Here is a 12,415-nt window from a genome sequence, read left to right as displayed (position 1 = left end):
TGAATATGGATGCTGGACCGGGCCTGGAGTTTGAACGCGAAATTGTCAAACTTGAAAACCAAGTCGGTGAACTGGAGCGAGTTGCAGATCGCTCGGCAGCCCAAGAAGCAGATCTTCGAGAGTTGCGGCAGACGGTGAATGAGCAGCTTCGCGAAGTCTATTCGCATCTGACTCCTTGGCAAACTGTGCAGGTTTCTCGTCATCAAAATCGTCCCTACACGAGGGACTATTTGCAGTTGGTCTTTGATGACTTTGTAGAACTGCATGGGGATAAACATTTTGGCGACGACCGTGCAATGCTGACAGGTTTTGCGAAACTTGATCGCTTTAAGGTGATGATGATCGGTCACCAAAAAGGGCGTACATACAAGGAACGGGCGGCATGCCATTTCGGGTGTGCACATCCTGAAGGCTATCGCAAAGCGATGCGTAAGATGGCGATGGCAGAGAAATACAAGTTGCCGCTGATCTGCTTTATCGATACGCCAGGTGCGTACCCGGGGATCGGTGCCGAAGAACGCGGGCAGGCTCAGGTGATCGCCGAAAGTATGTTCAAGATGAGTCGCTTGCGGACTCCGGTGATCTGTGTTGTGATCGGAGAAGGAGGGTCCGGAGGCGCTTTGGGGATCGGGGTAGGGGACCGCGTTGCCGTTTTGAAGAATGCCTATTATTCGGTGATTAGTCCTGAAGGTTGTGCGGGGATTTTGTGGAAAAGTCACCAGTACGCACCGAACGCCGCCGATTCGCTCCGCTTTACCTCGGGCGACTTGAAGAAGTTGGGGGTTGTCGATGATGTGATTGACGAACCTCTGGGAGGGGCTCACCGCGATCATCATCAAATGGCTAGCCGTTTGAAAACCTATCTGTCACGAACCTTGGCAGAGTTGGAGGCCATCCCCATGGATGAATTGATCGAAAGCCGCTACAAAAAGTTCCGTAAGATGGGCGTCTATCTGGATGGCGCCGTCGAAGCCTAAACCTAATTGTTGTTCCTTGCCGCTAGTGGTGGCTGAAAGTGAGTATTAAAGATGAGTGCTGATGCGAAAGTAACTGGGATCGTCCACTTGGTTGAAGAAACAAAAACTTACGGACAGAAAGGATTTCGCAAACGACTAGTGGTCCTGGAGCAAGAGTTGGGCAGTTTTACCAACTATGTTCCGGTTGAATTTATTCGTGATGCATGTGATTCGGTTGACGGAGTCCAGGTCGGGGATTCGATCGAAGTGACCTATCGATTGAGCGGTCGCAAATGGCAACGCGATGCGAACTCCGAAGTCAAATTCTTCGTTAACGTGGAAGGTATCTCCTTCACGAAAATGGATGCACCCAACGGTGCCGGTGGCGCTGAAGCCAACGACAGTCTTTCGGAAGCTGCCTTCGACGAAGATGATGTCCCTTTCTAAAGCAGATGGACAGTCGATCGTTTAACAAGTTTTGTTGAGAGCGTGAGCGACGGGGCGTCCGTACAGATGCTCCGGCTGTTTTCGCCAAACTTGTGCAGCCTTTCGGTCTCCCGTGGGATCGTTCCTTCTTAGCAAGAGGGAAAGGGAGAGAAGGTGTCGGGGGCGAGGGGCAGGGCGGTTTTTTTAAAAAACTACCCTGCTGTGTTGCCCGTGATCTGCTGCGACAACGTCGTTGCGTTGGTGTCCGTCAGGCTGGCAAAGTAATCCATGACTTGATGCAGCCACCATGCATACGGACGCTGTTGGTTTTCAGAAACATAATTCTCTCCCCAGGCGAGCATTAGAGTTCGCTTGGTGAGGAAATCGGTTTTCTGAAACATCTGTTGTTGGCTTAGTCTGCGCGTCGCTTGGCTTAGTGCGCCGACAATCCTTCCCAGCGCTTGGTACGCGCCAAGTTCTGCCGTTACCTTGGCGCGATGCGCAAAGATCGTCGTGTAGTGCTCGGTGACCTGCTCGAGTGCATTTAGTAGAGACGAATCTAAGTTCGTTTTCAAATCGGCGATTCGGTCGCCATGCATGATCGCTTCGTAGTCTTGTTCAAAGACCTGCCAGGTAGCGTTCACCAGGGTGTGAATCGCTTTGCCTCGCAGAACCGATAAGGGAAGTTGCGAATGATCTTCGTTCATGATCTGTAGCAGCACCGGACGGACATGGCTGTCGTTCAGGATGTTCATTTCGACCGCGTCTTCCAGGTCAAGAATCCGGTAGCAAATGTCGTCGGCCGCCTCGGACAAGAAGGATAACGGATGGCGTTTGGCAGCGTCCTGTGTGCCCAGGTCCATCTCGTTCCAAACCTGTTCGAACAGTTCACGCTCGCTGGAAAAGATGTTGAATTTTTGATGGGTGATCGCACGCTGATCGCAGGAGTGCCACGGGTACTTAACCATCGCTCCAAGGGTCGCGTACGTCAGTCGCATGTAGCCGGCCTGTGGGTTGTCCGCGCGGCTGGCTAGGCGGAAGCCTTGGGCGTTGCCTTCAAAGATCAGCCAATCGTGGCGGAGTCCTTCGTCGGTCTGAGAAAGGTCGTCGCCAAAGACGTCGGTGGGATGGTCTTGGACCCATTGGCGAATCGCGTATTCGCCTCCATGTCCGAACGGAGGGTTTCCGATGTCATGTGCCAAACATGCGGCTTGAAGGATCTGGCACACATCTTCCGTTTTTCGGTTGGCGGGCATCTCCTGTTTGTCGATCAGCAGGGCCGCGATCCGTTTCGCAAAGGAGCGACCGACGCTGGCGACTTCGATGGAGTGGGTTAGGCGGTTGTGGACATGATCGTGCGGCGAGTGCGGGTAGACCTGCATCTTGCGGGCGAGCCGCCGGAAGGCGGGCGAGTAAACGATCCGGTCGTAGTCCGCTTCGAACGGCGTGCGGAATGGTTCGTCGCGTGAACGTCGCGGCACCTGGCCAGGGCGAGGGCAGCGGAAATCGGATAGCAGGCGGTTCCAGTGAAGCCGAGTCATCGGTGCCAAGTCATGGGTGAGCGGAGAAAGATTGTCGCAACCTTCGGTCCGCGAAAGTTGCATTACCAGGGCGTTCTTACGCGGAGTGAAAGGCGACAATGCGGGGAATCTATTGGGAAATCGCCCTATTAGCAACGTCCGATAATGCCTCTTATGTTGTATTCAGACCTTGATTTTCCTAGGGAAACAGGCTTTTCTTTGATTTGCAGCTTCTTGTTTGATGTTTTCAGGCGTTCTGTGGCCGCTTTGCTTAGGCCCATGCTTCGTCGGTTGTGATGGGCGTCCCCTGCGGGCTGTTTGAGTGCCGGATCTTTTGAGGCGTCGTGCCGCTTGGATTGCGCTGCGCTGTCACGCGGCGATCGCTATCTTCGCATGGCTCGTTCGCGCTGGGCTTGTTGCAAGAGATCGGCCGGTAGCCACTTGCTGGGATCGATCGCTGGGGCTTCGCCGCCTTCGCCAGGCCACAGTGAATCGACATCGCTTGGCGTCTTCCAAGGCATCTCGGGACGGTCGACTGGCGCGGTACCGCCCGATTCGATCTGTTCGTCAAATTGCTCGATGTACGGACTGAGCACCTGTTGGACTTCGGTCGGCAAGATGCCGTTGCTGTGTGCGAGCACTTTGGAGATGTAGTAGCCGCTTCGCGATTGAGCGATTTTTTGGCGGTTGGACGCTCCCAGGGTTGTGACGGCAAACAGCGTGATCACCGAGCAATACAGCACGCCTTTGGCGAGCCCAAATAACGCCCCGATGTGGCGGTCGAATTCCCGCAGTTTCATGCGATCGATCGATCGACTGACCATCCGGAAAGCGACCCAGATCACCAGCGAAGTTCCCACGTACAGAATCAGCATCGCCAGTAGTCGGTTCCATGGCGGTTCCGCACTGATCGATTGGCTAAATGGCTCGCGGTACCAAACCGCCACCAAATAGCTCAGCACGATCGACGCGATCGAGGCGACTTGCCAGGCAAATCCCTTCATCGCTCCGTAGAGTGCTGTGCCAGCTAGCACAATCAGCATCAGGATGTCGTACGTTTCCAACCGTTACTCCGAAGGTCTTGGTGAAGCCTAGTATTCATACCAAACCCAGTTCGTTGGACGAAGATCAATCTTGGCAAACCGGGGCGAATCGGAGTATGAGAGAGGGGCGTGTTTCGCGATCGTTTGCGAAGCCTGAATGCTAGCAAAACTGAAGTGGATTGGGTGGCTGGATTTAAAGCCCATATCACCGGTAGCACGATGGTCGGAGTTGCCTACGGCTACTGGGGAGTTTTCTTTCAAGGGATGTCGATTGAAAGCGGCGTCCTGGCGGCTGGGTTGTGCGCGGTCAGCGGGATGTTGCCCGACCTGGACAGTGACACCGGTGTACCACTTCGCGAGACGACTAATTTTGGTTCGGCCGTGGTGCCGATGTTGATGATCGATCGATTCCGAGCTCTCGACATGACGCCGGAGGAAATGGCGTTCTCGGCGATGTTGATTTATCTGTTCATGCGATTCGTGCTGGTCAAATTTTTTAAGCGATACACGGTTCACCGAGGGATGTGGCACAGCATACCGGCGATGTTTTCCGCGGGGTTGCTGACCTATTTGCTTGTCCCAAGTCCCAGTGAAGCGATTCGTGTCTACAAAGCCGCCGCAGTGACTCTTGGTTTCGGGACGCACCTGACGATGGATGAGATTTGGTCGGTCAGTATGGGAGGCGGTCGAACTCGGTTGAAGAAGTCGTTTGGGACGGCGATGAAATTTGCAGGCAACAGCACGTGGGCGAATGTGTCGACCTATGCAAAGTTTTTCTTGCTAGCCTATCTGGCTTGGTGTGATCATGGTTTTTTGCATCGGCATCAATTGCATGAAAACCAGATGGCGATTCCCGAGCTATCGGAGCCTGCGGAGAGCTGGTTGCAAACGATGCGTCATCCATTCAAAAAACGCTAGCCGCAGATCGTTTGGGATTGGTTATCGTTTTTGAAGCCATGTCTGCACATCGGATTTCTAACCGCTGTTTGAATCTTCTTTCGCTTTGGGCGGCGATTCCAGCAGGATCGTTACGGGGCCATCGTTGATCAGGTGAACTTGCATGTCGGCAGCGAAGCGTCCGGTTTGGACTTCAATCCCCTGCTCTACCAATCGCTGGCAGTAGGATTGGTACAGCCTGTTTGCAATCTGAGGTTCAGCGGCTCCGGTGAAAGCGGGCCTCCGTCCTTTGCGGCAGTCGGCCAGCAGGGTGAATTGGCTGACGACCAGGGCGGATCCCTGAACATCCAAGATGGAAAGATTCATTTTGTCAGCGTCGTCGGAGAAGATCCGAAGCACCGCGGTTTTATCGGCAAGGTACCGGGCGTCCGATTCCGTATCGCCCTCCCCTACCCCAACTAAAATCATCAATCCCTGCTCGATGGCACCGACGGTTTCGCCGTCGATATCGACTCGAGCTTCGAGGACTCGTTGCAGGACGCATCGCATATGGAAGCCTTTTCAGTTTGTGTGTGGTGGAAGTTAAGCGAGATTCGAATGGGCGAGAAACAGGACGCTACAATGAAATCAGACGCGCGTTTTCCTCGTACTCGATTGAGGCTTTGGGCTTCCAATGACCTATCTGTTTACCTGTCCACATTGCCATTCTCAGACATTGGTGGGCGATGAGTATAGTGGCTTGGCAGGTGATTGCGCGGAGTGTCATCAGCAAGTGGAGTTGCCTGATTTCGCGGGTTTAGGGCCGGTGACCGAAACGGCACGTGGGGGGTGGATTGGCAGTCACAAGATTCGCATGGCGATCGCGGGAGTCATGGCGTTGGCAGCAACGGTCTGTCTGCTATTTGTCGTCAGCAATTATGGTGGCCAGGCGATGCAGCAGATGCAGGCTTCTCGGATGCGGATGAACGATGCTACAAACCTACAACAATTGGCCGCCGCATTAAATGCATATGCCAATGATTATGGAACCTATCCGCCCTCGGTGACGCTGGACGCTAGTGGGCAAAAAATGCATAGCTGGCGAGTGCTGATTCTTCCTTATCTGAACCGGAATGATCTTTATATGCAGTATGATCAAAGTCAGCCTTGGGATATCAATATGGAGCAAATCTATGAGACACCTCAGGTCTTTCAGTCCGACAAGCAAAGTCCGTTTGGGGCGGAGGCAAACTACTATCTTGTCGTCGGTCCAGGGACGTTGTTTCCCACCGCCACCGCATCGTTGGGACCTAAAGATTTGGTAGACGAGCCGTCCAAGACGATCTTGTTGGTTGAAGCAAGAGCTCCCGCAGGCAGTTTGATGCACTGGATGGAGCCGAGTGACTTGGATATCCGTTCCATGCAGTTTGCAGTGGGCGCTTCGGACGGGATCGAAATCGGCGGACGGCATGCCGGTGGTGCGATGGTCGCAACCGTTGACGAGCGAACGCATTTCCTCCGCGACACTCTCTCGTCCGCGGAGATCCGAGGCCTGTTTAGTCCAGCCGGTTCCGAACCGTTGTCGGATGATATTCTGGACTAATCGGCTGTTCTGGAAACGATCGGCAAGGCCGCGCCGCGTGCCAGCGGCTTTCGTAGCGGCTGGCCGCGACTTGGGACTGCTGACGCCTTGGAAGCATCGTGTGCTGCTGGTTAGCTCGCACCCATCCGCTATGAAAGCTATCTGACGGATGCCCTGGTAGATGGGATTGGGCTTGCGTCTTGCCGCTCACATGGGACGTGAAATTTATAGGTGACGGTTTTCAAGTTGGCTTGCTGCCGCACGACAGCAACCGTCATTAAATCTTTTCACGTCCCTAGTGAACGGTCGGTTGGGGACGCTCCGTTCTGCTTGAACGGCAGGCGATGCCTGCCGTTTTCTTGATAACCGCTGCGACCTAGTAGGCGCGAGGGCTGACGCTACCTTGGACGCGGCTTGGAAGGCCTTGGATTCGCAAGAATCCTTCGGCGTCATCTTGGTTATAAGATCCGCCTCCTTCCATGGTTGCGATTTCAGCGTCGTACAAGCTATTGGGGCTGCTTCGTTTGGAAACCATGATGTTTCCTTTGTACAGTTGAAGCGTGACTTCCCCGGTGACAGGTTTTTGGGCTTCGCGAATGAAGGCCATCAACGCGTCCAGTTTCGGCGTGTACCAGAATCCGTAGTACACCATCTCGGCGACTTCGGGAGCCAACCGGTCACGGAGGTGAAGCAGGTCGCGGTCGAGCGTCAGTTGTTCGATCACCATCAGGGCGTCGTACAGTACGGTCATTCCTGGGGACTCGTAAACTCCGCGGCTCTTCATACCGACGAAACGGTTTTCGATCATGTCGATCCGCCCTACTCCGTTGCGTCCTGCGATGTCGTTTAGTTGTTCGACCATTTGCAGGGCGGTCAGTTTGTTGCCGTTCAAGGTAACGGGAACCGCCGATTCGAAACCGATGGTCACTTCTTCGACTTTGTCCGGAGCCTCTTGGGGGCTGACGCCCATTTCGAAGTCAACGATTTCGACACCGTTCACATCCAGTTCTTCCAGCTGACCAGCTTCGTAGCTGATGTGAAGAACGTTTTCGTCGCTGCTGTACGGTTTGGCTGTGGAGGCTTTGACCGGGATGTTTTTCTTGGCACAGTAGTCGATCAGTTCGGTTCGTCCTGGGAACGCTTCGCGGAAGCGTTTGATTCGCCAGGGAGCGATCATTTCGATATGCGGGTTCAATGCTTCGGCAGCCAGTTGGAAACGACATTGGTCATTTCCTTTCCCGGTGGCACCGTGAGCGTAGGCGGTTGCTCCGACTTCGCGGGCGACTTCCAAGCAAACTTTGCTGATCAGAGGCCGTGCGATCGAGGTTCCCAGCAAATAGATCGATTCATATTTGGCTTGCCAAGCGAGGACAGGGAACGCGAAGTCGCGGCAGAGTTCCTCGCGGACGTCAACGATCCGAGCCGAGACGGCTCCGCAATCGCGAGCTTTCTGGAGCGTTGCTTCTTTGTCTTCGCCCGGTTGTCCAAGATCGACGTAAACGGTGTGAACTTCATACCCTTCGTCCTGCAGCCAACCCAAAATAACGGAAGTATCTAGGCCGCCCGAGTAGGCTAATACGCAGCTTTTGGTCATCGAATTCTGTTCTCCCAGCCGCGGGCGGCTTGTGGATCTGGTGGTTTTTGTAACAACGGGTTGTCCGGAAGCCGTGGCTTCCGAAAGCTCTAACGATTATTGTGATTGCATCGTACCGGTTCTGGCAAGCCGCCCAGTTCCGAGATGCTGCTCCCCTACCCTACTCCACTGCTATATGACATTGCCTGACCCCCATTTGATTGCCCTTTTCCAGTCGGTTGCACGTGGAGAATTGACGGTCCAGCAGGCTGCTGAGCGATCGCAACCGGCTCCTGCGGGGGGATCCGATGGAGACCAATTCGCTGAAATTGACGGGGCGACCGTCGATTTGGGGCGAAAAGCGAGATGCGGTTTCGGGGAGGTGATCTACGGTGAGGGAAAACCGGCCAAGATGATCGGAGCGATTGCCGCGAAGCTGCTGGAGCAACAGGAGGAAGTTTTGGTGACGCGCTGTGATCCCGCGGTCGCCAGCGAACTTCGCCCTCATTTTGTCGGCTGTTTCTATCAATCGGTCGCACGAACGCTTCGGCTGAGACGCGATCTGCCGACTGCGGAATATTGCCAATCGGGCATTACAGGGCAGCCAACGAAGGGATCGGTTGCCGTTTTATGTGCGGGGAGCACCGATTTGCCCGTGGCGCGTGAAGCGGCCGAAACGCTCGCATGGATGGGGGTTGAAGTCCAGCGGTACGATGATATTGGAGTCGCGGGACCCCAGCGTTTGCAGGCAGCGGTTCCTTATTTGAAGACCGCCCAGGCAGTGGTGGTTGTCGCGGGCCTGGAAGGCGCTTTACCGAGCGTGGTGGGGGGGCATCTTGCGGTCCCCATTGTGGCAGTCCCCACAAGCGTGGGCTATGGCGCATCCCTCGGTGGCTGGGCGGCTTTGCTGGGGATGCTAAACAGTTGTGCATCCAATGTTACCGTGGTCAATATCGATGCCGGTTTTAAAGGAGGCTATGTCGCGGGATTGATTGCGGCGAATCACTGGGCAGGAAGTCAGTCAGCCGACACCTATTAGCATCCCTGCTCTTTTTGAATGCCCGCTGCGGTAGAGCACCGTTGCTCCGGTGGCTGTTCAGGTTCAATCTGTCAGTCATACTGTTGCCCTGACACCCTTCTGTTCCGATTGAAAAAGATCTTTTCCCGTGCCCGCCGCTTCTTATTGCTATTTTGATCAACTGACCAAAGAAATGCTTGGCGGTGCGGTCAGTATCGGTAATTTCGATGGCGTTCATCACGGCCATGCCTGTCTGTTAAAGAACCTGAAGCTGGCGGCCAAGCAGGTGAATGGGCCTGCGGTGGTGGTGACCTTTGACCCGCATCCCGCCGCCGTGCTTCGTCCCCAAGCGGTACCGGCTCGGCTGACTAGTCTGGAGCGTCGTGCGGAACTACTGCAGCAACAGGGCGTTGATTTTGTCGTGGTCTGTCGTGTGGATCGCGACTTTTTGAATCGCTCTGCCGAGGCGTTCTTTCAGTCGACGGTTCTGGAATCGCTGCAGGCGGCGGCCATTGTAGAGGGGCCGAATTTCTTCTTCGGACGTAATCGCGAAGGGGACACCAAACGGTTAGAAACGCTTTGCCGTGATGCCGGAATTGGATTGACCATTGTGCCCGCTACCGCATTTGGTGAGCAAATGATTAGTAGCTCACGGGTGCGGCAGAGTTTGTTGGCTGGGGATATCGCTGCGGCAAATTCCATGCTGACGGCTCCTTACCAACTGACCGGCAAGGTTGGGACCGGGGAACAGCGAGGCCGATTGATTGGTTTTCCGACGGCCAATCTAGTGGAACCAACCAGCCTTGTTCCTGTCCATGGAGTCTACGCAACGTCGGTTCAGTTGGATGGTCAGGTCTATCGAGCGGCGACTCATATCGGTCCAAATCCAACGTTTGGTGAATCGGTAGAGAAGATCGAAGTTCACCTTTTGGATTGGTCCGGTGACCTCTATGGAAGAGACCTAAGTGTTGACTTTATTGAGCATGTGCGTGACATTGCTTCATTCGAATCTGTAGATATTCTCAGGCAACAGTTGCAGCGTGACGTTCAGAAAGTTCGGTCGCTGATCCATATTGGAAAATAATATGAGTGTTAATTGGAAAGCGTTCGTCGACCAAATCCGTCACTACGAATCGTTTGTTTTGACCAGTCACATTCGCCCCGACTGCGATGCCTTGGGAAGTGAACTGGCGATGGCTGAGGTGTTGCGTGCGATCGGTAAAGAAGTCCGAATCGTCAATGCACATCGAACTCCCCCTGCCCTGCAGTTCTTGGATCCCGCGGGACGGATCGATGTGCTGGGAGATTCGATTGAGCCCGAAGATGTGAAGGCCGACTGCATCATGGTTCTGGATACCAGCGCCTGGCAACAATTAGGAGATATGGCGGATGTGATTCGGGGCTTGCGAGCGGACAGAATGGTTTTGGATCACCATGTCGGCGAAGACGATTTGGGGGCCACGATGTACAAGGATTATCTTGCGGAAGCGACCGGTCACCTTGTCGTTCAGGCCGCGGACGCATGCAAGGTCCCGCTAACACGAGCGATGGCGTTCCCCGCGTTTGCAGCGATCGCGACCGATACAGGATGGTTCCGGTTTGGAAGTGTGACAAGCGAAACCTACCGAGTCATTGCTCGTCTGATTGACGTTGGTGTGGTTCCTGCCGAGATCTATGGCGATCTGTATGAGCGGGATACTTTGGGAAGACTGAAGCTTCGCGGGTTGGTGCTTTCACGGACCACGGCGGAACTTGATGGAAAACTGGTCTATACCTATGTGACCAAGGAAGATTTTGCTGCGACCGGGGCCCTGCCTAGCGATACCGAAGACGCAATCAATCTGACTTTGGCAATCGGTGGAACCGAAGCGGCGGTGATCATGGTTGAGCAATTAAAGGGAGGCTTTAAGTTGAGCTTCCGCAGTCGCTGTGCACTGGACTGCAATGAGATCGCCAAGCACTTCAACGGCGGCGGGCACAAAGCCGCTGCGGGAGCGTTCCAAGAAGGAACGTTGCACGACGTGCAAGGAAAAGTTTTGCCTTACGTGCGAGAAGCATTGGCAAAAGCCCTCGGCGAAAAAATCTAGCAGGATGTGAATGGGGATGGTGCCATTCATGTGGGGTGCCACCTCTGTCTTCGCTGGTAGGTCTTTACAGAAGGTCTTCCCCATAGCCTTCAGGAAAGATTTGATCGGCGTCCCCTTTCAGTTGTCTTCGGGCCCGCTCTCGCTCTGTTTCATCCGATTGTTTTGATTCGGGTTTAGGCAGTTTGTTGGTTTTGGGCAGCGGAAGTTGTTTTTTCGAGGGACGTTTGCCCGCAGGTTTTGCACTCGGTTTGGTCGTCGACGCACGCTTGGCTTTTGGTGGTCTGCTAGGTTTTTTAAGTTTTTTCGCCGGCCTAGGACTAACGCCAAGGATATTCGCACCGGGACTGTCGCCCAAGATGTTTGAGCTGGGAGGATCGTCTACGACCTTGGGTTTAGAATCTAAGGCGTCTGGACTGGGAGGGCTCTTTTGTGCCGGAGTTTCTTTCGGCGGTGATGCCGGGGAGGGAGTGGGCGCTGACGGGACGTCTAACCCAAATTCTCTTAGCCACTCCTCTGTCGATTGGGCGGCTAGGTCGGCGATCAGCGATTCTTTTGATTTCGCAGTCGATTTCGAGTTCGCCTGTTTTGGGTTGCGGATGCCGAGGACGTGTTCCGCATCGATTAAGGCGACGTACCAGGAATCGGAATCGAAGAAATGCCCGCGGCGTCGCTGGGCTGCACGCTGGACGCGGTGATCAGAGGAAACCACCGTCAGCCGATTGGGGGCTGGATGGTGTGCAATGATCTCTTCTAGCAGGTCGTCTGCTTCGGGATGGTTGACGGCAAACCGAACATCTATTTCGTGATAGAAGATTTGGCTTGGGCGGCCCGGCGGTGGATCTTCTGCATCGAAGACGATGCAGGTCTGGGGACGCAGCGAGTCATCTAGGTGTTTGGCCAACTGGCGTAGCAAGCGGTTGCGAGCCCGGCGCAGCCAGTCCTCTCCCCTGCCCCGCCCAAGCAAGTCGGATTGATGGAGTAGGTTGTAGCCGTCGATGAGCAATAACATGCCGGTTATTGTAACCGACGACGTGCCGATAGCCGCAGGGGTTGTAGTTGTCGCAGCGCGGAGTGTACCGCCCGGTCATCGGATCGGCTTGCAGAAGAATCGGCCCGGTGCCAGCTAGCCAAGCGGGCAAGCAGGAAGTCGATCAGCACGTCCCCTCGTTGGCTGGCCCGACAGGACCGCAAGATTTGAAATTAGAGATGGGCCACTCAAAAAAAACGCATCCGGTTCGGATTGCCGCTCTCAGCGACAATCCGAACCGGATGCGTTTTTGGGGGGCTAGCAGACTAATTTCAAATCTCGGCTTCATGCCAGGCAAGCTGGCATG

13 protein-coding genes are annotated in these 12,415 nt (G+C 54.7%); 8 read left to right on the top strand and 5 right to left on the bottom strand.

Annotated features, from left to right (window positions below; genetic code table 11):
* Positions 1–5 precede the first annotated feature (5 nt).
* Together FF011L_RS21525 and FF011L_RS21520 are read left to right on the top strand one after the other, a co-directional pair.
* Positions 6–977 carry an acetyl-CoA carboxylase carboxyltransferase subunit alpha gene (locus FF011L_RS21525; RefSeq protein WP_145354041.1) on the top strand — a complete coding sequence of 324 codons (972 nt, stop codon included), beginning with the start codon at positions 6–8 and terminating at the stop codon, positions 975–977.
* 51 nt (positions 978–1,028) lie between these two features.
* Positions 1,029–1,403, top strand: a complete 375-nt coding sequence (locus tag FF011L_RS21520; RefSeq protein ID WP_145354040.1) for a DUF3127 domain-containing protein — start codon at positions 1,029–1,031, stop codon at positions 1,401–1,403.
* Between the two features lie 191 nt (positions 1,404–1,594).
* Here FF011L_RS21520 and dgt read toward each other — a convergent pair whose 3' ends face one another.
* Positions 1,595–2,986, bottom strand: a complete 1,392-nt coding sequence (gene dgt / locus FF011L_RS21515) for a dGTP triphosphohydrolase (protein ID WP_145354039.1) — start codon at positions 2,984–2,986, stop codon at positions 1,595–1,597.
* A 299-nt stretch (positions 2,987–3,285) separates the two neighbouring features.
* Positions 3,286–3,942, bottom strand: coding sequence for a CvpA family protein (locus tag FF011L_RS21510; protein ID WP_391560943.1), 657 nt, complete (start codon positions 3,940–3,942; stop codon positions 3,286–3,288).
* Between FF011L_RS21510 and FF011L_RS27280 the strand changes: the two genes are divergently transcribed.
* Together FF011L_RS27280 and FF011L_RS21505 are read left to right on the top strand one after the other, a co-directional pair.
* A complete protein-coding gene (locus tag FF011L_RS27280; protein ID WP_391560890.1) occupies positions 3,825–4,109 on the top strand; it encodes a transposase in 285 nt (94 codons plus the stop codon). The two genes, FF011L_RS21510 and FF011L_RS27280, sit on opposite strands and share 118 nt — an antisense overlap.
* 19 nt (positions 4,110–4,128) lie before the next feature.
* Positions 4,129–4,863 (top strand): metal-dependent hydrolase, encoded by a 735-nt coding sequence (locus tag FF011L_RS21505; RefSeq protein ID WP_145355746.1) that lies wholly within the window; start codon positions 4,129–4,131, stop codon positions 4,861–4,863.
* A gap of 57 nt (positions 4,864–4,920) precedes the next feature.
* Here FF011L_RS21505 and dtd read toward each other — a convergent pair whose 3' ends face one another.
* Positions 4,921–5,391 (bottom strand): D-aminoacyl-tRNA deacylase, encoded by a 471-nt coding sequence (gene dtd, locus FF011L_RS21500; protein ID WP_145354037.1) that lies wholly within the window; start codon positions 5,389–5,391, stop codon positions 4,921–4,923.
* 124 nt (positions 5,392–5,515) lie between these two features.
* Between dtd and FF011L_RS21495 the strand changes: the two genes are divergently transcribed.
* Complete coding sequence (locus FF011L_RS21495; protein ID WP_145354036.1) at positions 5,516–6,424, top strand: DUF1559 family PulG-like putative transporter; 909 nt, start codon at positions 5,516–5,518, stop codon at positions 6,422–6,424.
* Positions 6,425–6,779: 355 nt separating this feature from the next.
* On the opposite strand, the gene FF011L_RS21490 is transcribed toward FF011L_RS21495, so the two are convergent.
* Positions 6,780–7,997 (bottom strand): argininosuccinate synthase, encoded by a 1,218-nt coding sequence (locus FF011L_RS21490; protein WP_145354035.1) that lies wholly within the window; start codon positions 7,995–7,997, stop codon positions 6,780–6,782.
* 175 nt (positions 7,998–8,172) lie between these two features.
* On the opposite strand from FF011L_RS21490, the gene larB reads away from it, so the two are divergent.
* The 3 genes from larB to FF011L_RS21475 all read left to right on the top strand — a co-directional run bounded on the left by larB (position 8,173) and on the right by FF011L_RS21475 (position 11,081).
* Entirely contained in the window at positions 8,173–9,015 is an 843-nt protein-coding gene (gene larB, locus FF011L_RS21485; RefSeq protein WP_145354034.1) for a nickel pincer cofactor biosynthesis protein LarB, read from the top strand.
* Positions 9,016–9,142: 127 nt separating this feature from the next.
* Positions 9,143–10,078, top strand: coding sequence for a bifunctional riboflavin kinase/FAD synthetase (locus tag FF011L_RS21480; protein ID WP_246109557.1), 936 nt, complete (start codon positions 9,143–9,145; stop codon positions 10,076–10,078).
* Between the two features lies 1 nt (position 10,079).
* A complete protein-coding gene (locus tag FF011L_RS21475; protein ID WP_145354033.1) occupies positions 10,080–11,081 on the top strand; it encodes a DHH family phosphoesterase in 1,002 nt (333 codons plus the stop codon).
* A 64-nt stretch (positions 11,082–11,145) separates the two neighbouring features.
* On the opposite strand, the gene FF011L_RS21470 is transcribed toward FF011L_RS21475, so the two are convergent.
* Positions 11,146–12,090, bottom strand: a complete 945-nt coding sequence (locus FF011L_RS21470; protein WP_145354032.1) for an NYN domain-containing protein — start codon at positions 12,088–12,090, stop codon at positions 11,146–11,148.
* Positions 12,091–12,415: the final 325 nt, after the last annotated feature.

Source organism: Roseimaritima multifibrata (assembly GCF_007741495.1).
Lineage (GTDB): Bacteria > Planctomycetota > Planctomycetia > Pirellulales > Pirellulaceae > Roseimaritima > Roseimaritima multifibrata.
The sequence above is the reverse complement of the archived record's forward strand: the minus strand, read 5'-3'. Positions and strand labels throughout refer to the sequence as shown.